We start from the raw sequence: 22,690 nt of genomic DNA, 5'->3' as shown, positions 1-22,690 counted from the left end.
TTTGGAGGGATAAGGTATGGGTTTTTTTCTGGATATGAGAAGCTCCACCAATTCATCAAAAACAGGTGAGGGTCCCGATATACAGCTGGGTCCTATACCGGAGCGGTTCGGTTTGATCACCCTGCGAACCTTTCTTGTGCCAGGTCCGATTGTGACTTTTAGCGGTTCCATTGGTCTGCTCGGTGAGCTTGGCGATACGTATGCGGTTGAAATCGTGCGTGGAGCCGACTATGATCCGAGTGAGGTAGTCTACCGCGCCGAGGGGGTACTGGGCGTGACTGGTTCTAATGAAACGCAAGCTTTTAATGCACAGGATCTGTCTGCTCCCTGGGCAATACAAACAGTATATTCTTCTTATATTTCTGGTGTATCGACCACTGTTCGTAATGGTCCAGAGGTATTCACGGGCATTGCTTCGACTCCGTTTTTGTAAATATATCAGGTGATTATTTCTATAGTAAATGCTCGCTGCCTGTTCGTGGTTCTCCTAGGATAGTCCGCTGCGCTAACTAGCCACGAGCATAGACAGACATCTGCTGCAGACTCGTGGCTATAATTCTCAACAACAACACCCAGAGCACAAATGACCTAGTTGTTGTAATCTCCTTTATGAGCGTGTTCTACAGAGTTGATTGTGCTTCTCGGATTCTATTTCTTTAGAATCTCTCGCAAATACACTGTCAACTCATCTGCTGCTTTGGCATGGGCGGAGAGCCCGGGATGGCTGCGAGATCCTATCGTTTCTTCCGTCGTGTTAGGCAGTTGGAATACAGACACATTCCGATCCCTCGTTTTTTTCTTGTACGCGTCTACCGCTCGGTAGATTGAGGGCATCATCGGAGTACCCAGCATCCCATAGGCCCACACAATATGGGCAGCAGGATTGCAGGTCCGAAGCTTGACAAGAAAACGTACGATAGCGCTTTCAAAAGATTGTAAATCTTCTTCATTGAATGTGCCGTCCTCGTTCAAGCGTTGCTTGTACACTTTCCCGCTTGCTGGGTCCGTCCATGCAGGAGAATAAAAGGCTCCCCCGTCATTAGTCCCCAAATTCACTACGACCACGTCCGGCTGCCATGAGGTAAAATCATAATCTGAAAATGCCCCTAATGCTTCATTTCTCTCACCGGTCAGCACACCACATATCTGCTCATAATATGCCGGTATGTTCGCATGCGGATTATTATCCCAGCTTGTTAGGACACCCCATCCGCTTTGTGATAACACTCGGTAGTCCGCATTTAGTGCTTCGGCTGTTATGGCTGTATAATTGCGTAGTGCTGTGAACAGCATGGGAACCCAGTCTGTCTCCTCCTTCGCTCCAATCGTTCCTTCTCCCGAGGTAATGCTGTCACCGATAAATTCCACCTTGAGGGGCTTATCAGTGACTGGCAGCAATTCCCCATCAACCTTCAGGGCATGAATTTGCAACAAGCAGCGCGAGTCCGAACTCATAGGCTGGACATCCTTGACCACACGGACATTTTTGACCGTGTCAGGGTTCAACCCTCTCAAAAGACAGATCCAATGTCGTCCTGCGGTCACCATCAGGCGACTCATCGGAACCCCATTGATGACAATACTGATCCAGGGTTCAAACACCTGGTAATCGGCCTCAATTTCAATCCACAGCTCTGAGCCTTTGATATTCAATTCAATGCCACTGCCTGTCCAAAACAGAGTAAGAGGTGTACGTGTTTGCGTAGTTCGACCATGAACCTTTACATGCTTTGCTTTTGTAAGTGGATATGTCTTCAATCTCTTGTTATGTGACATTTCAACATCCTCCTCATAATTTCTAAATGAATGCTAGTTTCTGTAATATTGTAAAAGAAGTGACAGGAAATCTCAAATTCTATTTCTAAACAAGCAAGGGCCCAAGGCTTTATATGGATTATTCTTTTCGATCACGGACTTTAGGAAAATGTATGATAGCAAAAAGCACCAGCAAACTGAAATTTGCTAGTGCTTTTTTGATATACGGAGCAAAGATTACTTGTTAAGTGGATTTTTTCACAAATTATCTTTATTCATTAATTAGCTTTGCCGAACATGACGATATTAATCGCCTTGCCGAAGTCTATACCTACTTTGCCAGTTAGCTCTGCTGTTTTTTGTGCTAACACGACTGCATTGACACCACAAGAGAATAGCGCAATATCAAAGTCATCTTTGTGTGCTGCGATCCATTGGAGTGTTTCAGGCATTTGTTCATATTGATGAAATGCCAGCGTGTGCGCGATATTCAGCCTGTATGGATCGGCCTCAAGAACAGGCTTTACTTCAGCGGCCGTCCGGGTGACCAGCAGAATGCGTCGATTTTTCAGCATGTCCCAGAAAGCGGGTGTCTCAGCCAAATACCGATTCAGGCAGGCGTGGCAGGTCAGTGCGGGGGAAAGAGCATAGTGAGCAAAGACCTGATCGGTCAGCTCCCGCTTCATATAGGATGGTGCTTTAATAGATTCGTCATCATATGGCAAAATGCCAGCAATGCTAGCTTTGCTCACTGCCTCAGCCACCGCGTCCCGTAGTTCCGTATTCGGTAGAAACAGTCCCTTTTGACCGAGATTGGCTTTGACCGCCCAACGTTCCTGTAATACCTTTTCCATCGGCCAGACGGTGTCCTGCGACAACACCAAATTTTCACCATCCCCAATACGAATGAGCGAAAAGGACTGGTGCTGATCGAGTGCCAGCTTCAATCGTTTCAGTACCTCGTCAATCTCCAGATACCTTGGATTCGTCATAACATGTTACCTCCCTGTCGTTCCTGCTTGTTCAACTTTTCAGATGGAGCAAAAAACTTTGTATTCTATCATATGTCGAAAGCGAAAAGGTTTTTGTATGAACGACTATTCTTTTTGGATTCTACCTATTTTTACAAGATTCGTTGCATCTGTACGTGCCGTTTCAGAGGCGTCTTCATAACTTGAGAGAAGACGGTTGAAAGGGAGGAAGATCAATGAATCGCAAGATTGTAATTGAAATTAATTTTAATAACTATGGGATGAATCCCAACCGCCTGACACGTGAGTGGATCAGCGAGCGACTGGATATATTCAGAACCTTTACGCTGCGTAGTTTACTCAGTCAGACAAATACGGATTTCTTATCTGTCGTCAAGCTGGCGGGCGGATGCAGTGACATTGTGGAAGAGGAACTAGCCCGACATGAGCCCATTCCCGACCACATCCGTTTTGGTACGAGCATCGAAAGTAAACGTCGAATTCATGCGTACATCGAAGGCGCGGACGAACTGCTCATTGCTCGAATAGATTCCGACGATTTATACCACCAGTCATTTGTACAACAGTTACATGATTACAAGTTTCAACCGGAGACGGTTGCGCTGGTGAACCAGATGGGTTACCTGTGGGATGCGGTTGAGGGGCAGATGGCACCGGTGTTTCACCGTTCGCCTTCTTTTTATGTGTTTCGCTATCAAGTGGAGGATTTTCTAAATGATTACCGTGTCGTCATTCCTGGGAAGGGTACGCACGGATATGTAACGGAGCTGCCGCATGAGGTCATTCCACTTCGCAACTATGTGAACGTCATTCATGCCGCAAATACTTCGGTAAAAAAAGTGCCGGCGAAGGATCGGCTGTCAGAGAATGAAATGAATGCTGTGCTGGCTGAATTTCTGGGAACAGACATTGCCAATTCGTAACGGTCAGGAGGAGATTATATTGTTTAAAGGAAAAAAACTGCTAGTGACCGGAGGCACGGGATCTTGGGGGCAACGCCTAACGGCTGAATTGCTGAAGGAGGGACCGGCGGAAATCCGGATATTCTCACGCGGTGAATTTGCACAGATTGCCATGCAGCGGCAATTTCAATCTGATCCTCGCCTGAATTTCATGATTGGAGATATTCGCGATCTTCAGGCATTGCAGGAGGCATGTCGCGGAGTGGACTATGTGTTCCATTTGGCGGCATTAAAGCATGTCCCTGTGTGTGAGAGACAGCCAGAGGAGGCTTTCAAGACGAACGTACACGGTACGGAAAATGTGATCCGGGCCAGCATAGAGCAGGGAGTCGCCAAGGTAATTGATGTCTCTACAGACAAGGCGGTAGACCCGGTGAATGTATATGGCATGACGAAGGCGATCGGTGAAAGACTGATGATCCGCGCCAACACTTTAAGTGAGCGTACTCGCTTTGTGTGTATTCGCGGCGGCAACGTGTTGGGGACGAGTGGAAGTGTCGTGCCCCTGTTCAAGCGCCAGATCGCGGAAGGGCAGGAATTAACGCTGACGAGCCCAGATATGACACGCTTCTTCCTCACGCTCGGAGAGGCGATTGGCTTGCTGCTGAAGGCTTCTGTCACGGCAATTGGGGGAGAGACCCTTGTGATGAAAATGAAGGGCTGCAATATTGCAGATCTGGCAGAAGTGATGAAAGAACAGGCGGGACAGCCTGCGTTGAAAGTGAAGGAGATTGGTATACGTGGTGGGGAAAAGCTGCATGAGGTGCTGATTTCGCCCTATGAGGTGCCGCACACGTATCGCTATGATGACCGTTATTTTGTTATTCTTCCCCAGCAAGCAGACGAGCGCTTACTGAGCCAATATGGTGGATTGGAACGAGTGAGCTTCGATCAATATCGCTCGGACGATGAGTTAATGGATCGCGCTGGAATTGCTGAGCTACTGCGAGGCATGGAGTAACGATGAAAGAGGTGGGTATTTTGCAGCTTATGGAAAAAATAACTAAAGGAACTGTAAAGGTTGCGGTAATCGGCCTCGGTTATGTAGGGCTGCCCATGGCAGTGGAAATGGCACAGGCTGGTTATGATGTATATGGTGTAGATTCCGATCCTGTCAAAGTAGCCAAGCTGCTTCAAGGAAAGTCTTACATCATAGACATTGGCGATGATGCATTGGAAGGTCTGATCGGGCAGCAATTGCATCCAGTTACGGATATCAAGGTGCTGGAGCATGCGGATATCGTCGTGATTTGTGTGCCTACGCCGCTGACAGACGGACATCAGCCGGATACGTCCTATATTGAAACGGCTATTGATCAGGCCATACCTCATTTGCGTAGACAAACACTGTTGATTCTGGAAAGCACCACCTATCCGGGAACGACCGAGGAACTGATTCGGCCGGTGATAGAGCAGCGCAGGGGCTGGACGGTAGGTAAGGATTTCTATGTGTGCTTTTCACCGGAACGTGTTGATCCGGGCAGCATTCATTTTAATATTCGCAACACACCCAAGGTGATCGGCGGTTGCACGCCGGATTGTCTGGCAGCGGGAGTGGGTTTTTATGGCTCCTTTTTGGACCAGATTGTTCCAGTCAGCTCGACAACCGTGGCGGAAGCCGCCAAGCTGTTCGAGAATACGTTCCGTAGCGTCAACATTGGAATGGTCAATGAGCTGACAGCCGCCTGTGAGAAAATTGGCATCAATATATGGGAGGTACTGGATGCAGCGGCAACCAAGCCATTCGGCTATATGCCTTTTTATCCGGGACCTGGCATCGGGGGGCACTGTATCCCGGTTGATCCGCTATACTTGTCATGGAAATCCGAGCAGCATGGTTTTCCACTGGAATTCGTGGACTTGGCAGATCGCATGAATCGGCGTATGCCGCTGTATATTGCGGAGCGAATTGAAGCCATGCTCGCTCAGAAAGGTAAAGCCATAAACAAAGCCAAAATCATTCTGGCAGGTGTGGCCTACAAAAAGGACATTGATGATGTTCGGGAATCCCCAGCTCTTGTCCTGTTTGAACATCTAATAAAAATGGGAGCTTCGGTGAGCTTCACCGACCCATATGTATCGAGCTTTAAGCTGAACGGTGAAGCAATCCCATCTCGAACGGCAAATGCTCAGCTATGGGAAAGTGCAGATATCGTAGTCATCACGACAGACCATTCTGTGGTGGATTACCAACAGCTGGTCGACCATGCCCCGCTGGTTTTCGATACACGTAATGCGACCGCACATTGTACAGGTGGACATGTCGTGATCTTGGGGCATCCCGGTGATGGAGGGGGCGCCGCTGTTGGCTAACCGTGATCAGGTAAACGAACGTTATTACGGGCAGATCAATTCGGAGGAATCTCATGAAGCCACCCGCAATAGAATTCACTGGATTTGCCGCCATGTACAGGGGCGTACCGTGCTGGATGTTGGGTGCAGTCAGGGGATAACGTCCATTTTGCTTGGACGGGAAGGCTTTGAGGTAACGGCTATTGATTTGGAAGAGGGCAGCATTTCTTATGCAAAAAAAGAACTTCGTCAGGAATCCGCACCAGTCCGGGGAAGAGTCCACTTTCAGTTAAAGGACATTTCACAATTTGAGCGTCCTCCCGGTGGATTTGATACCATTATTTTAGGGGAGATTTTGGAACATTTTGCGCATCCCGACACCCTGCTGGCTCATGCTTACCGCTTGTTGAATAAAAAGGGAACGCTCGTCTTGTCTGTACCTTATGGATACCATCCTTTCCATGATCACAAGCGGACTTACTATGCTGGGAGCCTCTCCCGTGTGTTGTATCCTTATTTTGATGAAAAAGCGCTGGAGGTACATCACAAATATTTGTGCTTTGCAGGCCGCAAGAAGTCGAAAGAACTGCGTGAGGTCAAACCAGAGGTAGCGCATCTGAATGAGTGGATGAAACTGGACGAGGAACAATTTCGATTGGTGGAGCAGCAGCATGTTCGCAAAATGAATCAGCGAAAGGCCGCACTCGACAAGGCGGTACAGCGAATCCGGCATATGGAGGAACAACTTTTGCCGTTGGAAAGGTATGCACGTGTCGAACAGACAGACAAGACGCAGGCTGAAAGGAGAGGTGCATATACTGATGGCGAGTCTACCGGAAAAACGAACACAGATTCAGCCAAAGGTAAAGGGGATGACGTGAAGTCATGACTGAGCATCCAATGACGACCATCAGCTTGTGCATGATCGTAAAAAATGAGGAGCAGATACTTGCTCGCTGTCTGGATTCGGTCGCAGACCTAATGGATGAAATCATCATTGTGGACACGGGATCGACGGATCAGACGAAGACAATAGCAGCCTGCTATACGGATCGGCTTTATACGTTTGAATGGAAGGATGATTTTGCAGCCGCCCGTAATGAATCGTTTGACAAGGCGACGTGTTCCTACATCATGTGGCTGGATGCGGACGATGTGCTGCTGGAGCCGGACCGCGAGCGCCTGCGTGCCTTGAAGCAGCGTTTGTCTATGGATATCGACGCAGTGGTAATGCCACTTCATTTGGCAGAGGGGGAGCAGGGTGAACTGTTGTTCACCTCACGCCGTATCCGTCTCGTGAAGCGTGAGCGACAATATCGCTGGGAGGGACGTCTGCATGAGGATTTGGTGATACCTCAAGGGCAAATCGTTCATTCAGATGTGGCAGTCACACACCGCCGAATGCAAGACCACACGCTCCGTAATCAACGTATTCTCGCCAGGTGGATCAGCGAAAGCGGCAAGCTGGAGGGGCGTCTGCTGTATTTGCATGCCAATGAATGTTTTGACCGTAAAGAATATGCCGAGGCGGCAGAGGCGTTCAATCATCTGTTGGAGGAGCCGAGCGGCTACCGGGAGGAGAGGATTACCGCTTGTGCGCGCTCGGCGGAATGCTATCTTCACCTCGGGAAGCCGGAGCAACAGCTGGATAGTCTGTTACGCTCCTTTCGATACGGTGTACCGCAATCAGACTTGTGCTGCATGATCGGTGACTGGTTTTTCACACGAAACGAATGGAGCACTGCCGCATACTGGTATGAAAAGGCATTGGAGCAACAGCATCAGCTTCCGGGTATGCGACCTGTTCCGCTGCCATGCTACTCCTGGTTACCTCATGTGCGGCTCAGCCATTGCTACGCCCATGCAGGTAAGCTGGACGCTTCGTATGAGCATAACCAAACCGCTTTACGCTATTTACCTAACGACCCGCATTTACTGGATAACGAACGCAAGCTCAGGGAGGCTATTTCCAACTCCTCACCCTCAGCCCGTTCCTCAAAATAGTTCAAGCTGTTCCGGCCCGTTATCCTCTTCGGGTGGCTTGCGAGGTGGAAAAGGTTTAGGGTCCATGCCAAGCATGGTCATGAGCTGCTTGGCGTTAGCAGCGGCGTCTCCACCTGAGTTGTTGTTGAAAATAACGCACACCTCACGGCTTTGCTGCTCCAGCTCCAGCAATCTGTCTCTCCATTCGGTCAACTCTTGTTCATTGTACCGATACAGATAACGAACCTCCCGCCAATTAGGCGCGGAGCTTTGATTCCAGCCCGATATGTTCCGTCCGTGGAGACGTACGACTGTCAGATTACCATCTGTAGCCAACGGCACAATGGGAACTGACCCCGGTCCCGCCTGCGGCTCGTCGCATACGCTGTGTATCCAGCCTTCTTCACGCATGAATGCCAGCGTTTGTTTCCGAAAATCGGGTGTGAACCAGCTTTGATGTCTGAATTCAAGTACGGATGGGACCTCTCCCATCCTTTTTTTCGTGTCTCGCAGTACAGCGACATTCTCACGTGTACAGTCGAACCAGGGTGGGTACTGAAACAGTACGGCTTTAAGCTTGCCCGCTTCGCGTAGAGGCTGTATGGATGCATGCAGTGCTTCGTACATGGCATCTATTGTTTTGAAGTAAGGCTGCTTGCCGCGGGTATGTCCAGTCATGCCTTGATAGGCTTTGACGAGAAATGAAAAAGAGTCTGGGGTTTCCGCCGCCCAGCGTGCCATACGATCTGTGGGCTGCACCGCATAGAAAGAGCTATCCATTTCTACTACCGGAAAATGGCTTCCATAGATACTTAGTTTTTGGTTAGCTTTGGTACCCGTTGGATACAAGTCATTGTGATCGCCCCAACCCGTAAGTCCAATTTGAATCATAATTTCCCCGCTCCTTTCCTTCATGAAAACTTCGAAAGGCGTTCCCATGAATCATTTTAATGATAAAATGGGGTGAATCACATGAAGTTGGTATGAAGTTCCTATGAATATTTAAGCTCAAATACGGTTATTGTAACATGTTTCCTTATTGAGGATTTTGCAAAACCCTTATTCGTAATGCTTTTGAGTTTCCAGTTTGAAAAAGCTAATATAGTATGTAATAGAGCGAAATGAGTTCATGGAGGAGAAACGATATGGCAGAATGGTACGAGCAAAGCTTTGGGGAAGATTATTTATTGGTATACAAGCATCGCGACTTTCAGGGAGCCTATCAGGAAGTGCAAAAAATGATCTCCTGGCTCAAATTACCGCAAGGCTCCAGCGTATTGGATTTATGTTGTGGGATGGGACGTCACTCGCTTGCGCTCGCAGATGCAGGTTATCAGGTGACAGGTGTGGACCTTTCCAATGTGCTGCTGAGAGAAGCTCGTGCAGCAGATTCCGAAGGGCGGGTAAGTTGGCATCAAGGGGATATGAGAGAGGTGCCGCTGGATGAAAGCTATGACGCGGTGATGAATTTGTTCACCTCCTTTGGTTATTTTGAACAGGATGAGGAGCAGCTTAAAGTACTAAAGGAAATATATCGGCTGTTGAAGCCGGGAGGACGCTTTATCATAGATTATTTGAACCCTGCTTACGTAGCCGCTCATTTGGTACCGCATTCGTCGCGGGAGGATGAAGGGAATTGGATTGAGGAGCATCGGGTCATTGAAGATGGATTTGTGAAAAAGCAAATTGCGATTCGGTCAGCTGCATCCGTTACGGGCACTGAGGCAGCCTCTGCTCTGGGCACGACTCCTACTGAGGGAGAACCTGCGCGCGTGTATCATGAACGAGTGAAGCTATATCCATATGAGAAGTTTCGTGGATTGCTAGAGCAAGCCGGACTATCTGTAGAGCAGGTACACGGAAGCTATAATGAAGATCAATATATTGAAGATGCTTCGCCTCGAATGATTTTTGTCGGCGTGCGGGCTTGAAACAGAAAGGCGGGTGGAAGCCATGAAAATGCCAGAGCTTACACCGTGTGAGCGAATAGACGGAGGCTTTCAGGTCAAAATATCCATGTCCTTTCCGCTGCGCTGGGTGAATAGCTATGTGCTCAAGGGACAGCACGGTTTTACGATTGTAGACCCGGGGCCGCGCAATATGGACACCGAGGCAGAATGGGCGCATGTCTTCCAACAGCTGGGAATGTCCTTTGGGGATATTTCGGACATTGTGGTCACTCATCATCACCCCGATCATTACGGATTGGCGGGTTGGATGCAGCAGCAAAGTCAGGCTCGTGTACATATGTCAGCCCGAAGCCATAAGGAAGCGATGATGATGTGGGACGCTCCAGAATCGACGGTCGCAATGGAGAACAGGCTTCCCAGCTTTTTTGTCCAGCATGGCTTTCCTTTGGAGCAAGTGTCGGCCTTGGAATTACATATACGGCAGGCTTATTTGCAAGTGAATCCACAGCCTGAGATTACCGTTATTCCTACCGGAATGGACGCTCGTCTGGAATGGGGTGGACGCAGTTGGCTGCCCGTCGAGACAGGAGGGCATGCGCCTGGACATGTGTCCTTATATGACCCGAATAGCGGCGTTATCTTCTGCGGTGACGCAGTTTTGCCGCAGATTTCTCCTAATATCAGTCTGCTGCCGGGCAGCGATGCCCAGCCGTTGAGGTCTTATGTAGACGGCTTGCAGCGTCTAGGCGAGCTGGAGGTAGCGTGGGCATATCCGGGGCACCGCAATCCGTTTGGTTATTTTCGGGAGCGGACGCAAGCGTTGCTGGCGCATCATGAAGAACGGCTGGATAAATTCCAGCAGCTGATCCAACCGGAGGGCAGCACAGCCTATGAGCTGTGCATTGCCATGTTTGGTGGCAAGCTGGGTATTCACCAGCTAAGGTTTGCCATGTCCGAGACGCTGGCTCATCTGGTGGAGCTGGTGCGCCGTGAACGGGCCTCTATGAGCGAGACGGACTCAATCACGCGCTTCTATCCCCTTTGCCGTCAATAGTCGCGGAAAACTACCCAACAAGTGACATGACGAAGCAACATGACAAGCGGCATGCATGCCGGAAAAGAGGATTTTATGAATTTGCTGCTGCTGGGAGCTACCGGACGCGTAGGACGGTACATATTAGATTATGCATTAGAGGACGGTCATGTCGTTACGGTCCTTGTTCGTTCACCGGATAAGCTGGAGGATTTCGCACCCGGGTACGGGAATCAGCTGCAAATCGTACAAGGCGATGCCACTAATGCAGAGGACGTAGCACAAGCGCTGAAGGGTGGGGCGACGGCTGTAATCAGTGCGCTGAATACGGATGGAACGACTACCTTATCCGTTAATATAGCCCTGCTGGTCCGGCTCATGCAGGAGCAGTCCATTTCCCGGCTCATTACAGTAGGAACGGCAGGGATTTTGCAAAGCCGGACCGAACCGGACCTGTATCGGTACGAGTCCTCCGAGACCCGGCGACGCAGCACTCGTGCAGCCGAGGAACATCGACGAGTGTACGAATTGCTGCATGAATCGCCACTAGACTGGACAATCGTATGTCCAACCTATCTGCCGGATGGAGCGCGGACAGGTATTTATCGCGTGGAAAAAGATTTTTTGCCTGAAGGTGGCTCACAAATTACCACCGCGGATACGGCTGATTTTACCTATCGTCAATGCAAGAGTTACGAATTTATCCGTACACGGGTAGGCATTGCCTACTGATCGTGGAACGCCAAACATAGCTTCATTTTTAAGCATTCAACCAGAGCGCGGTAAGTGTACCTACTCATTGCGTTCTTTTTTATTTGACAAACACTCAGGCTTAGAATACTATGGTTCTTAACAGAAACAATGTTTCCTGAGATCTTGTGTAGATCTTTAATTTATTATAGTAGCATCAAGCAACAGTTTTTAATAAGCAAAAGGAAGTGCATTCAATCATGACCGAGCCATCGCATCCCTATAAAACCTATTCGGAAGTGAAGCTACAGCAGCAGCAATTGCTCCGTAAAAATGTCATTGACGCCGCATGTATCCTTCTTGCGGAAGAAGGGCCAGAGGCCGTGACCGTGCGGCGAGTTGCGCAGAAATTAAGCTGTTCCACCAAAATTATTTACAGTATTTTCGGCAGTAAGGATGGTCTTGCCAATGAGATGTACCTGGATGGATGTCGGCTATTGGCTGAATCCTTTCAGCAAGTACCCGTTACCGAAAGCGTACTCGCTGATCTTGAAGCTCTATGCTGGGCGTACTGGGAATTTGCGCAGCTTCATTCAGCCTATTACAAAATGATGTTTGGCGGGGCATTATCTGATTTCAAGCCGGATGAACAGAGCTTGGAGGGTACCACAACGGCCCTGTCTCAAATCCTGCAAACCGTCATACACGCTATGGAGCAGGGAGCATTGAAAGAACATGATCCGCTGCTGGTTGTCCGGATGTTTTGGTCTGCTTTACATGGAGTCATACATCTTCAGTTTGCAGGTCATTTTTCAGATGTAGATATGGCTCAAGGAGTGTATGCATTTACACTGAAGAATGCGCTCGTAGCATTTAAAACATCCTCATCTCCATCGTAAATATGAAGTGTACTGAGGTCGTCATAGTAGATGACTTCAGTTCATTATAGAGTAGTGGTAACGATGTTTCTTAAATAAAACAACAATACTATGGAGGTTGTCATCATGTTTATGTACGCAAATAAAATAGCTCTGATCACAGGGGCTTCATCCGGTATTGGCGAGGCCTTTGCCTATTCGCTCGCAGCTAAGAAATGTAATCTCATTTTGGTAGCACGCAATGAAACCAAATTAAAGACACTGGCTAAAGAACTCTCAGCTAAATATAACGTAAAAGCAACGGTGATTGCGTTGGATCTTTCCACACCAGGAGCACCCCAAGCATTGCATCAGGAGGTTCAAAAGCAACAGCTAAAGGTAGATCTCTTGATTAACAACGCGGGTTTTGCCACCTATGGATACTTTGAGCAGGTTTCAGGAGAACGACAGCATGAGGAAGTGATGCTCAATGTGGCTGCTTTAGTCGACATCACACATGCATTTATGCCTGATTTATTGCGTAAGCGGGATGGTGGATTAATCAATGTTTCTTCCACAGCTGCATTTCAGCCCGATCCTTATATGGCGGTGTATGGAGCAACCAAAGCATTTGTGCTTTCTTTTACTGAAGCGCTATGGGCCGAAAATCGGAAACGGGGGCTTAAAGTTCTGGCCCTTTGTCCAGGCTCAACGGAAACGCCGTTTTTTGATATTGTTGGCGCAAGTGAAGCGTCAATTGGAACTAGGGAAACTCCCCAAACCGTTGTGAAGAACGCGTTGAGAGCATTTGAAAAGGGGCGTAGTCACATCATTTCCGGTCGCCAAAACTATTGGGTAGCTCAGGTGTCCCGGTTCTTCTCTCGTCAATCCACGCTGGGAATTGTAGAACGTGCACTGCGTCCACAAAATGGATTGTAATTTATGAATAAAGGTAATCTGAGCTTGAAATGTTAGAATTCCAATGAATAAGCTGTGAGTTTTATGCACCGGGTCTGATCGTTTATAGCTTGACTTGAATCAGACCCGGTGTTCCTATTTGTATAGATCAAGCGTTAGATCCTAGTTCTAGTTCTCGGGAATATAGTAAAATTCCATCCCGTTTCTCCCAGCCATTAGCTGACCAGAAGCGTTGACCCCCTGCGTTATGCTCCATCACAAACAGATGACATTTATCAATGCCTTCTCTCAGCAAAGCAGATAACGCTTTATCCACCAGTCTGGGCGCGATCCCTTGACCACGATGTGCTGTGGCTACACCCAGATGATACAGAAACCCCCTGCGACTATCGTGACCCGCCAAAATCGTGCCTATGATGCTTCCATCATGCTCACAGACAAAGCTAAGTCCTTCGTTCCGTTGTAAAAAGCGTGCAATCCGCTCCGGTGAGTCGGCCTCGCTTAATCCCAATCCGTCTAAGCCATTCCAAAGGTCAATGGCCTGATCATAATCGTCAGCCTGCATCGTACGGAATGTATATCCTTCAGTTACGTTTGCCATGTCTAGTTCTCCTCTAACCCTGTATATATCTGTTGTATTCCAAGCGTTGTTTGTTATTTAACGTGTTGTATTCGGTGCACTTTCTTCCCCAAGCTCCTGCTCGCGCTCTGCCTGTTTGCGATGGGCGATGCGGCTGCTGGCCGAAGCTGCGATAGCGCCCACAATGTCGTCTAGGAACGTATGGATCGGCCCGAGGCTTTTATCATTCAGGCGTTCCAGCACACCCGGTTTGAGCTTATCGACATAACCGTAATTGGTAAATCCAATGCTGCCGTACACATTTACGATGGAAAAGGCCAGAATTTCATCCACACCGTATAATCCCTCATCATTCTCAATCATGTCCTGCAATGGGGGAAGAAGAGCGCCTTGTTCAGCAAGGATATCCAGTTGGATGCCCGTGAGCACGGCATTTTGAACCTCGCGCTTCATCAGTACCTTGTCCACATTCTCCATACATTCTTCCATCGTTAGGGTCGGGTAATATTTTTTTTGTAAAAGCATGACCAGTTCTGCAATTTCAGTCAGGTTCACACCACGCTTGTGCAGCAACTCGCGGGTGGCATCGGCTACCTTTTTACTATTCAGGCTGTAAGGTGCTTTTTTCTTGTCCATAAAGTTGAAGTTCCCCTCCTCGTATAGATCCTGATTTCTACTGCAATTATGACCAGTGTGTCCAGTCTGCTGAAAAAGTAGTTATTTTTTACGCGAGGCTCGTATACATATTAGTACAATCTGTACAAAATTGTTAGGGAGGAACTTCACTTATGAATATAAAACACCCATGGCGTATGACCTCTGTAGCTGGACTGCTATCCCTACCCCTGTTGTTGTCGGGCTGCAGCCTTTTCGGCAACGAATCGGCATCCATTGACCCCCCGCCGTCCACGACAGAGCAGTCCATGATTAAGGCTGTAACCGGAAAAGCACCTGCCAGTACAGGTCAACTGAGAGCTGTTTTTTTGCAAGATCATAACGGTTTGCTGGCCCCGGTATCTTTACCGATTGCTACAGGTGATGTGCAGGCAGATGCCAAGTCAGCGCTGGAAACATTGGTTGAGGGCGGGCCGTATGCTGGATTATTACCAGAGGGATTTAAAGGGGTAATACCCCAGGGTACAGAAGTGAAAAGTGTGACGGTGGACAAGAACAACAAGCTGGCTGTTGTCGAGTTCAATAAATCTTTCGCCAACTATAAGCCACAGGAAGAACGAAAATTAATGGAGAGTTTGACCTGGACCCTGACCGACCGTCCCGATATTGAGAGCGTACAGATCTGGGTGGATGGCAAAAAACTGAACGAAATGCCTGTTGGCGGCACACCGCTGGATCATCCGTTGACGCGTGCAGTAGGTATTAATTTGGAGATTGGTCATGGCGTAACACCCCTGGATTCCAGTCCAGTCACCGTGTATTTCTCTTCATCTTCTCCTGCTGGAGTTCAATACTACGTACCTGTAACACGGTTGGTCAGCCCTGAAAAAGATCGTGTCCAGTCAGCGCTGCATCAATTGATTCAAGGACCGCAGACCAAGGATGGGTTACAAGAAGTGATGACAGGGGAGACGGCGCTGAAATCGGTAGAACGCTCCAAAGACAACGTAATTACGGTATCTCTTTCAGATGATATGTTTGCTAAAGGAGAAGCTGTGCCTGCTGAATTTTTGGAATCGGTTGTGCTGACAGCGGCAGACAATTCAGATGATGCGGTCAAAACAAAAATTCGGATTGAACTAAATGGTGAAAAAAGCGTAATTGGACAAAATAATCAAAATTATGGAGAGCCTGTAGCCAAGCCGCAACATATTAACGAAATCCCTCTTTAAGGGCGGGAATCGTCCTTGGGGTGCTTTTGCCTGCACACTTTGGTAAAATAAACATATAAGAACAGGTTGCATACGACGTAGGAGGAAAAAGCATGAGTAGATCTAACGGACGAAACGGTGATGAGCTGCGCCCGATGAAATTGACAGCAGGAGTAAATAAATACGCGGAGGGCTCTGTTTTTATAGAGGTTGGCGAGACGAAAGTCATTTGCACGGCTACTGTAGAAGAACGCGTACCACCCTTTATGAAGGGACAAGGAAAAGGCTGGGTAACCGCAGAGTATTCCATGCTTCCGCGTGCGACTCATAGCCGTAATCAGCGTGAAGCAGCGCGTGGCAAGCTGACAGGCCGTACCATGGAAATTCAGCGTCTGATTGGAAGAGCGTTGCGTTCGGTGGTCAATTTGCAGGCGCTTGGTGAACGGACGATTACGTTGGATTGTGACGTCATTCAGGCGGACGGCGGAACACGCACAACCTCAATTACCGGTTCTTTCGTAGCGTTGGCGATTGCGGTCAATAAAATTGCCACCCAGCACAAGCTGCCTGTTTTTCCAATTACCGATTTCCTGGCTTCCGTCAGCGTAGGGGTTGTTGGTGAAAAAGCATTGCTGGATCTGAACTATGAAGAGGATTCCAAGGCCAAAGTGGACATGAATCTTGTCATGACTGGCAGCGGAAAATATGTTGAGCTGCAAGGTACAGGTGAAGAAAGCCCATTTGACCGTAACGAATTGGATCAACTGCTTAGCTTGGGCGAACAAGGGATTCTGCAAATGATTGAGCGCCAAAAAGAAGTGCTTGGACCGATTGCTGATAAGATCGGTGCTGGACGTACAGGAGCTGGCGCCTAATGCGGCTGGATGGCCCGGTCGTCATTGTCGCTACGAAAAATAAAGGAAAGGTGCGGGAATTTGCCCATGCTTTTGCGCCGTTTGGCAAGGAAGTCAGAAGCATGTACGATTATCCCGACATTCCTGATGTCGTTGAAGATGGCAAAACCTTTGCCGAAAATGCACTGAAAAAAGCCAAAGCGGTTGGAGATGTGCTCGGATTGCCCGTACTGGCCGATGATTCCGGCCTCTGTGTGGACTTGCTGGACGGTGCACCGGGGGTATACTCTGCCCGTTATGCTGGAGAAGGTGCCAGCGATCACGAAAACAATATTAAGCTGCTCGACGTTCTGGAATCGAAGCAGCTGGGTGATGATACGGGACAGCCTTTGTTAAGCCCGGCTCAATTCGTCTGTACCTTGATTCTGTATAATCCGCAGACTGGCGAGACGTTGGAATCGACAGGCTCCGTGGAGGGCTGGATTACTACTGAAACCGCCGGTAGCGGCGGGTTTGGGTATGATCCGCTGTTTTATTTGCCAGAGTTTGAAAAGACAATGGCCGAGCTGACGTTGGAACAAAAGCAGGCTATCAGTCACCGAGGAATAGCTCTGCGTGATTTGGCAACAAAGCTGGGTAATCCACAGGCATAGCTTGGTAACAGGGGCGAAATCATCCCCCCATTCACATAACGAAAAAAAAGGCTATCCGTCAGTCATGAGCTGCGGATAGCCTTTTTGGTACCTTCTGTTCCCCATATAGTACACAGCGAAAAATTGCCGCTGCCGCTTAGAAGCTCTATTGCTCCAGCATTCAGTGTAGCTTATCGAATAGCTACCTTGTAAGTGCGCAACCAGTTATCCACTTGAGCCAAGTAGGCAAACAACTGGGGACCCGACATCAGCTGACCAAACCAAGGCAGATTGGTGGATGCCTCCGGTGAGGCGGCAATATCGCGTACCTTTTGCGCATCGATCAGCTTGAGCAGTGGGGAAGAGGAATCATCCAGCAGCTGCAACGCCTGCTTTTTCACAGCCTCAAGATAGGAAGGGTTATGCGTTTTGGGATATGGGCTTTTTTTGCGATACAGCACATCATCCGGCAATACGCCCTCCAGCGCCTTGCGCAAAATTCCTTTTTCACGTCCGCCTGTCATCTTGATACTCCACGGAATGTTCCATACATATTGTACCAGTCGATGATCGCAATATGGCACCCGCACTTCGAGTCCAGCTCCCATACTCATCCGATCCTTGCGATCCAGTAGAGTAGGCATAAAGCGGGTGATGTTCAAATAGGACATGACGCGCATTTGCGCAGCTTTTCCTGTTTCCCCCGGTAGCTTCGGCACTTCTCCTACCGCGTCTGAGTAGCGATCGTTCAAATACTCCAGCGGCTTGATCCAGTCCCGTACCTCGGGAGACAACAGACTGGCTCTCATATCGGGTGCAACTGCCCACGGGAATGTACCCGAATTCAGCATATCCTCCCGGTGGAACCATGGATATCCGCCAAAAACTTCATCCGCAGCCTCGCCGGAAATAGCGACCGTAGCTCCTTTTTTAATCTCCCGGCAAAAGAGATACAGCGACGAATCCACGTCCGCCATGCCGGGTAAATCCCGCGTTAGTGTGGAGTTGTTCAGAGCTGCTACGACTTCTGGCGTATCGAATTCAATCCAGTGATGATTTGTCCCTAATTCATCCACCATCCGCTGAATCCAGGGGGCATCGGCTCCGGGTTGAAACGCATGGGCTTTAAAATGCTTGTCGTTATCCACATAATCGACCGAATACGTATGAACTTGTCCTTGCCCGGTACGGTTATAATAATCGACAGCTAATGCGGATAGAGCGCTTGAATCCAGCCCGCCAGACAATAAGGTGCACACTGGAACATCCGAAATGAGCTGCCGCTCCACCGTATCCAGCAACAGTTCTCGTACCTTGAGCGCCGTTTCTTCGGTGTTATCCTCATGCGCAATGCTTTCCAACTTCCAGTAGGCTTGAATGCGCACGCCGTCGCGGGTGTAGGTTAGCGTATGCCCGGGACGTAGCTCCTTCATGGACGAATAGACGCCGTGTCCGGGGGTACGTGCAGGCCCAATGATAAAAATTTCGGCCAATCCCTCGGCGTCCACTGCTGCTTCTACTGCTGGATGCTGAAGCAGTGCTTTGGGTTCTGAGCCAAATACGAATACTTCTTCGGTTTGGCTATAAAATAACGGCTTCACTCCCAGCCGATCCCGTGCCAGAAATACCTGCTCCCGCTCGCTATCCCAGACCGCAAACGCAAAAATGCCGTTTAACCGATCCACACATTCAGGGCCCCATTCGATATAGGATTCGAGCAGCACCTCCGTGTCGCATTGTGTACGGAAAAAATGCCCGCGCTGTTGCAGCTCTTTTTTCAGCTCAGGCGCGTTATATATTTCCCCGTTATATACAATCGTATAAGTGATATCCTCCAGCTGCCGGATCATGGGCTGAGCGCCATTTTCCGGGTCCATTACGCTCAGTCTTCGGTGTCCGAAGGCACACGGGTTGGATATCCAGGTACCCGCAGCATCCGGTCCGCGATCGGAGAGCGTTTGTGTCATATTCAGCAGCAGCTCAGATTGATGCATTAAGTCTCCGTTCCACTGTATGAAACCTGTAATTCCGCACATGTCTGTTCATCCTCTCTTTGTCGTGTTCATCCAGTGTTGGAATGAATCAAAAACTAAATCCCCAGTTCATCAGTATATATGCCGAAAAGAAGCATAAAATGTCTGTCCGTTCCGAAAACTACAGATGGGGAAACCCGTCTACTCGCAAGGAAGGAGGGAGACCATGTACTACATCAAGGATGCCAAAATACGCCGCTTCACTGAACTTGACGGAGTGCGCTGCGCTGAGGTAGAGGTGCGGCCCGGTGCCGCAGATGACCCGGAATTGCTGGTCTATATCACGGTCAAGGATCAGACGGATGGTCAGCATGACTATGACATGGTACGGATCATCCGCAATGACGCCGATCTGGAGCTGGATTGGTACGACAATAATCTGCATTCGGCATTTGAGGAAGTGACAGACAAGGCTTTTACCGACTCTACACACATTACTGCTGGTGAGGAGCGAGAGAAGTTTAAAAAAGAATTGCTCTCCTATGGGCAGCTCAGTACAGAGTTCGCCAAGGAGTTCGGGGCATGAGGATATGGTGTGCTATGCCTCGGCTTTTGTTGATTTGGGCTCCGGCGCCATCGCCGGATCAGCGTGAAAGGAGGGGGAAATCATAGACGGCAAAGCGAAGTATAAGAAAAACAAAGGCAGCAGTTATATTCATAACAATGAGTTCGCGGAAGAAGTGCTGGAGAAAAACGTAAGACATGAAGTACGGAAAAGTCCTAAACGCTTTGGGAATAAATAAGCAGCCATTGAACTAAATAGCAACAGCAACTCATCAAAAATGACCCTAAAGAAGCCTCCGTATCCCGCCAAATTTGCGGTATGCAGGAGGCTTCTTTTTGAACTAAGCCGCTTCACGCAGCGTCATAATCCCTTTGTAGATGTTATAAACAAAAACCCCGAGATAGACCACTACGAATAGCAGTACAAACCCGATCACTGAACCTGCATGATTCGCCGTAATAATAAAATACACTAGCGGAATTGCCGCAATAATGGGGAAAATATGCGATAAAATAGCCTTTTTTGCATGTCCCTGAACATATTCGTCCCGTACTGCAATCCACACAATGACAGGCACTAGAAAAGGTGCGAAGAAAATGCTGAAATAACAAAGTGACGACAAAAGACCTCTCACGGATTAACCCCTCCTTTATGCATGGTTCTTTGTACATAATACCCCGTTAGCGTCCAAATGATTCCTTTTGCAGCCAGCTTCCCTATATCATAAAAAAATGCTTTTGACAGTTGCCCGAAATGTGATATAATAATCAATGCGCTGAATACATAAGGTTTTATTGATCACTATCTTGTCCCAGTAGCTCAGCTGGATAGAGCAACGGCCTTCTAAGCCGTCGGTCGGGGGTTCGAATCCCTCCTGGGACGTATAGCAAAAAGCTTCCTACATGTAGGAAGCTTTTTTGTTTTTCAGTGCTGCCAAAGCGCTGCGCTACCTGCGCACATGGTGGATTTTATCCGGTGAAGCTAATGGAGAGGGTATTCCATGTTCATGGAGCTTGAAAAAAGGTATGATGCATTCCAAATTTGATATTATCCATAATAATATTTGCCACATCCTTTGGAGTCATATTTGGTGAATATTCATACCACCATTTAACCGTTGTCATTGCAGATGCTGCAAACAAACGAGTTAATAACTCCTGCTTTTCTGAAAGTTCCTTCTTCGTAATTTCTGTTCCATTGCTATTTTCACGAAGACATTCCCCGGTTCTCCTTTCAAATATGCGTGTCATATCTTCATAGACATATAACTCCATATTTTTATTCCACAATATAAGGTACCAATCTTTATGATCATACATAAATTGGAGTTGTTTTCTTAAAGCATTCAAGGATTCGATGTCATTATTCTCCAGATTAAAAGATGCTAGATTAATATTGTTTGAAAGTTCTTCTAATGTTGATTTTACCAATGATTCTCTTAGCTGATATTTATCTTCATAATATTTGTAGAATGTAGAACGATTAATTCTTGCAGTTGTAGTAATATCTTTTACGGAAATAGATGAAAAGTTTTTTTGACTAATACATTTAGCAAACCCATGTTTTATATTTTCAAGTGTTTTCACAACACGTAAGTCTGTTATCTCATTCAATATGTGTCACACTCCAATTCACTAATTCTACATATTAAAAACAACAAAAGCTATCAGAACTGTTGTTTAAGCAACATTCAGGGTAAGCCTTACTGATATTCTGGATCTTTTTTCTTTATTATAATCTTAATATAAAAGAATATTTGTATAAATGGTATCCATTTTGTTCAATATGAAAAGGAGAATCTTTTATGTCTAACAATCGTTTATGTAAAGTTTTAGGAATTGAAAAACCAATTATTCAAGGACCTATGGCTTGGGTTTCAACAGCACCATTAGTTGCAGCAGTTTCTGAAAGTGGAGGTCTTGGTGTATTAGGAGTAGGATTTGCTCCTTTAGATTTTATTAGGGACCAGATTATTGCTACAAGAAATCTTACGAGTAAACCGTTTGGAATCAATGTAATTATGAACTCTGAATTATTAGATCATGTAACTAAAGTTGCTTCGGAGGAAAAACCACCAGTAATATATGCAGATACGCTAGTGGGACTTGATTTTGAGTTATCCCGAAAATACTTTTCTATATGGCATGAATTAGGAATAAAAGTAATCGTAAAAGCAAGTACAATTCAAGATGCAATGACTGCGGAGAAGGCGGGGGCTGATGCAGTTATTGTAAAAGGCTGGGAAGGTGGCGGACATACTACTTATGAAGCAACAACGGTTCTTGTTCCACAAGCAGCGAACTGCTTATCTGTACCAGTGATAGCCTCTGGCGGTATTGCAGATGGAAGAGGAATGGCAGCAGCTATCGCTCTTGGTGCTGAAGGCATTGAAATGGGAACCATTTTTATGTGCGCAGAGGAAACAGTAGTACATGCAAATGTAAAAGATGCCATGTTAAAAGCTGGTGACATGGAGACTGTGATAACAGGATATTCTACTGATGAGCCATGCAGACAATTGAAGAACAAGCTTTCAGAGGAAATGACGGAAATTGAAAACAATTACAGCAAAAAAGAAGCAGCAGTAAAACTAAAAGAAGTTGCTGAAAGTTCTTTGAAAAAGGCGATGCTGGAAGGCGACGTTGAAGAGAAGGGCGCTGTTATGGTAGGACAAATAGTACCACTAATAACTGAGATTAAGAGTGTAAAAGATATCATAAATGATGTATTAGAAGGATACCATGAAACAATATCTAAGATGACTAAGTTTGAAGTTTAAAAGTTAATGTCATTATAAACGGCCGTGATCCCAACCGAAATGAGGGAGACGACCGTTTTTTCATACGTCCAGCATGAACAATCTGTTTT

The 22,690-nt window shown here is 47.6% G+C and carries 24 protein-coding genes and 1 tRNA gene; 17 read left to right on the top strand and 8 right to left on the bottom strand.

Annotation, left to right across the window (positions count from 1 at the left end):
* Positions 1-16 precede the first annotated feature (16 nt).
* The gene (locus NSS66_RS18730) at positions 17-433 is read left to right on the top strand and encodes a hypothetical protein (RefSeq protein ID WP_028541519.1); all 417 of its coding nucleotides are present in this window, start codon (positions 17-19) and stop codon (positions 431-433) included.
* A 215-nt stretch (positions 434-648) separates the two neighbouring features.
* Here the strand turns inward: NSS66_RS18730 and NSS66_RS18725 are convergent, their stop codons facing one another.
* Positions 649-1,776, bottom strand: a complete 1,128-nt coding sequence (locus tag NSS66_RS18725) for an SGNH/GDSL hydrolase family protein (protein WP_340959534.1) — start codon at positions 1,774-1,776, stop codon at positions 649-651.
* A gap of 257 nt (positions 1,777-2,033) precedes the next feature.
* Positions 2,034-2,747 carry a GT-D fold domain-containing glycosyltransferase gene (locus NSS66_RS18720; RefSeq protein ID WP_023990040.1) on the bottom strand — a complete coding sequence of 238 codons (714 nt, stop codon included), beginning with the start codon at positions 2,745-2,747 and terminating at the stop codon, positions 2,034-2,036.
* A 215-nt stretch (positions 2,748-2,962) separates the two neighbouring features.
* On the opposite strand from NSS66_RS18720, the gene NSS66_RS18715 reads away from it, so the two are divergent.
* The 5 genes from NSS66_RS18715 to NSS66_RS18695 are packed head-to-tail and all read left to right on the top strand — an operon-like array spanning position 2,963 to position 8,005.
* Complete coding sequence (locus NSS66_RS18715; RefSeq protein ID WP_068941740.1) at positions 2,963-3,670, top strand: glycosyltransferase family A protein; 708 nt, start codon at positions 2,963-2,965, stop codon at positions 3,668-3,670.
* A gap of 19 nt (positions 3,671-3,689) precedes the next feature.
* Positions 3,690-4,670, top strand: a complete 981-nt coding sequence (locus NSS66_RS18710; RefSeq protein ID WP_053326002.1) for a polysaccharide biosynthesis protein — start codon at positions 3,690-3,692, stop codon at positions 4,668-4,670.
* A 2-nt stretch (positions 4,671-4,672) separates the two neighbouring features.
* Positions 4,673-6,022 (top strand): nucleotide sugar dehydrogenase, encoded by a 1,350-nt coding sequence (locus NSS66_RS18705; protein ID WP_209943453.1) that lies wholly within the window; start codon positions 4,673-4,675, stop codon positions 6,020-6,022.
* Complete coding sequence (locus NSS66_RS18700; protein ID WP_340959532.1) at positions 6,015-6,890, top strand: class I SAM-dependent methyltransferase; 876 nt, start codon at positions 6,015-6,017, stop codon at positions 6,888-6,890. Before NSS66_RS18705 ends, NSS66_RS18700 begins: the two co-directional genes overlap by 8 nt.
* Positions 6,887-8,005 (top strand): tetratricopeptide repeat-containing glycosyltransferase family 2 protein, encoded by a 1,119-nt coding sequence (locus tag NSS66_RS18695; RefSeq protein ID WP_340959531.1) that lies wholly within the window; start codon positions 6,887-6,889, stop codon positions 8,003-8,005. The genes NSS66_RS18700 and NSS66_RS18695 overlap by 4 nt, the downstream gene beginning before the upstream one ends.
* Here NSS66_RS18695 and NSS66_RS18690 read toward each other — a convergent pair.
* The gene (locus NSS66_RS18690; protein WP_338532768.1) at positions 7,997-8,875 is read right to left on the bottom strand and encodes a DUF72 domain-containing protein; all 879 of its coding nucleotides are present in this window, start codon (positions 8,873-8,875) and stop codon (positions 7,997-7,999) included. The two genes, NSS66_RS18695 and NSS66_RS18690, sit on opposite strands and share 9 nt — an antisense overlap.
* Positions 8,876-9,129: 254 nt before the next feature.
* Here NSS66_RS18690 and NSS66_RS18685 point away from each other — a divergent pair, with 254 nt between their 5' ends.
* From NSS66_RS18685 to NSS66_RS18665, 5 genes are all read left to right on the top strand, one after another.
* On the top strand, positions 9,130-9,915 hold the full coding sequence (locus NSS66_RS18685) for a class I SAM-dependent methyltransferase (protein ID WP_029518353.1): 786 nt from the start codon (positions 9,130-9,132) through the stop codon (positions 9,913-9,915).
* A 22-nt stretch (positions 9,916-9,937) separates the two neighbouring features.
* Positions 9,938-10,948 carry an MBL fold metallo-hydrolase gene (locus tag NSS66_RS18680; protein ID WP_076159774.1) on the top strand — a complete coding sequence of 337 codons (1,011 nt, stop codon included), beginning with the start codon at positions 9,938-9,940 and terminating at the stop codon, positions 10,946-10,948.
* Between the two features lie 75 nt (positions 10,949-11,023).
* The gene (locus NSS66_RS18675) at positions 11,024-11,659 is read left to right on the top strand and encodes an NAD(P)-dependent oxidoreductase (RefSeq protein WP_023990032.1); all 636 of its coding nucleotides are present in this window, start codon (positions 11,024-11,026) and stop codon (positions 11,657-11,659) included.
* A 218-nt stretch (positions 11,660-11,877) separates the two neighbouring features.
* On the top strand, positions 11,878-12,516 hold the full coding sequence (locus NSS66_RS18670; protein WP_023990031.1) for a TetR/AcrR family transcriptional regulator: 639 nt from the start codon (positions 11,878-11,880) through the stop codon (positions 12,514-12,516).
* 105 nt (positions 12,517-12,621) lie between these two features.
* The gene (locus tag NSS66_RS18665; protein ID WP_338532766.1) at positions 12,622-13,413 is read left to right on the top strand and encodes an SDR family NAD(P)-dependent oxidoreductase; all 792 of its coding nucleotides are present in this window, start codon (positions 12,622-12,624) and stop codon (positions 13,411-13,413) included.
* Between the two features lie 127 nt (positions 13,414-13,540).
* Here the strand turns inward: NSS66_RS18665 and NSS66_RS18660 are convergent, their stop codons facing one another.
* Entirely contained in the window at positions 13,541-13,993 is a 453-nt protein-coding gene (locus tag NSS66_RS18660) for a GNAT family N-acetyltransferase (RefSeq protein ID WP_338532765.1), read from the bottom strand.
* Positions 13,994-14,050: 57 nt separating this feature from the next.
* The gene (locus NSS66_RS18655) at positions 14,051-14,608 is read right to left on the bottom strand and encodes a phosphatidylglycerophosphatase A family protein (protein WP_023990028.1); all 558 of its coding nucleotides are present in this window, start codon (positions 14,606-14,608) and stop codon (positions 14,051-14,053) included.
* Positions 14,609-14,760: 152 nt separating this feature from the next.
* Here NSS66_RS18655 and NSS66_RS18650 point away from each other — a divergent pair, with 152 nt between their 5' ends.
* From NSS66_RS18650 to NSS66_RS18640, 3 genes are all read left to right on the top strand, one after another.
* Positions 14,761-15,819: a GerMN domain-containing protein gene (locus NSS66_RS18650; protein WP_023990027.1), complete on the top strand. Its 1,059-nt coding sequence runs from the start codon at positions 14,761-14,763 to the stop codon at positions 15,817-15,819.
* A 92-nt stretch (positions 15,820-15,911) separates the two neighbouring features.
* Positions 15,912-16,673 carry a ribonuclease PH gene (rph, locus tag NSS66_RS18645; protein ID WP_013311675.1) on the top strand — a complete coding sequence of 254 codons (762 nt, stop codon included), beginning with the start codon at positions 15,912-15,914 and terminating at the stop codon, positions 16,671-16,673.
* Entirely contained in the window at positions 16,673-17,305 is a 633-nt protein-coding gene (locus NSS66_RS18640; RefSeq protein ID WP_013311674.1) for an XTP/dITP diphosphatase, read from the top strand. Before rph ends, NSS66_RS18640 begins: the two co-directional genes overlap by 1 nt.
* A gap of 170 nt (positions 17,306-17,475) precedes the next feature.
* Here NSS66_RS18640 and asnB read toward each other — a convergent pair whose 3' ends face one another.
* Positions 17,476-19,320 (bottom strand): asparagine synthase (glutamine-hydrolyzing), encoded by a 1,845-nt coding sequence (asnB, locus tag NSS66_RS18635; RefSeq protein ID WP_028541532.1) that lies wholly within the window; start codon positions 19,318-19,320, stop codon positions 17,476-17,478.
* A 163-nt stretch (positions 19,321-19,483) separates the two neighbouring features.
* On the opposite strand from asnB, the gene NSS66_RS18630 reads away from it, so the two are divergent.
* Positions 19,484-19,843 (top strand): hypothetical protein, encoded by a 360-nt coding sequence (locus NSS66_RS18630; RefSeq protein ID WP_069080427.1) that lies wholly within the window; start codon positions 19,484-19,486, stop codon positions 19,841-19,843.
* Positions 19,844-20,162: 319 nt separating this feature from the next.
* On the opposite strand, the gene NSS66_RS18625 is transcribed toward NSS66_RS18630, so the two are convergent.
* A complete protein-coding gene (locus tag NSS66_RS18625; protein WP_016324668.1) occupies positions 20,163-20,456 on the bottom strand; it encodes a DUF4870 domain-containing protein in 294 nt (97 codons plus the stop codon).
* A gap of 174 nt (positions 20,457-20,630) precedes the next feature.
* Here NSS66_RS18625 and NSS66_RS18620 point away from each other — a divergent pair.
* Positions 20,631-20,704, top strand: a tRNA-Arg gene (locus NSS66_RS18620).
* A gap of 122 nt (positions 20,705-20,826) precedes the next feature.
* Here the strand turns inward: NSS66_RS18620 and NSS66_RS18615 are convergent.
* A complete protein-coding gene (locus NSS66_RS18615; protein WP_069080426.1) occupies positions 20,827-21,435 on the bottom strand; it encodes a TetR family transcriptional regulator in 609 nt (202 codons plus the stop codon).
* A gap of 191 nt (positions 21,436-21,626) precedes the next feature.
* Between NSS66_RS18615 and NSS66_RS18610 the strand changes: the two genes are divergently transcribed.
* A complete protein-coding gene (locus tag NSS66_RS18610) occupies positions 21,627-22,601 on the top strand; it encodes a nitronate monooxygenase (protein WP_023990023.1) in 975 nt (324 codons plus the stop codon).
* Positions 22,602-22,690: the final 89 nt, after the last annotated feature.

This window comes from Paenibacillus sp. FSL R10-2748 (assembly GCF_038005565.1).
In the GTDB taxonomy this organism is placed as follows: Bacteria; Bacillota; Bacilli; order Paenibacillales; family Paenibacillaceae; genus Paenibacillus; species Paenibacillus polymyxa_B.
This window is presented reverse-complemented; position numbering and strand designations above follow the sequence as displayed.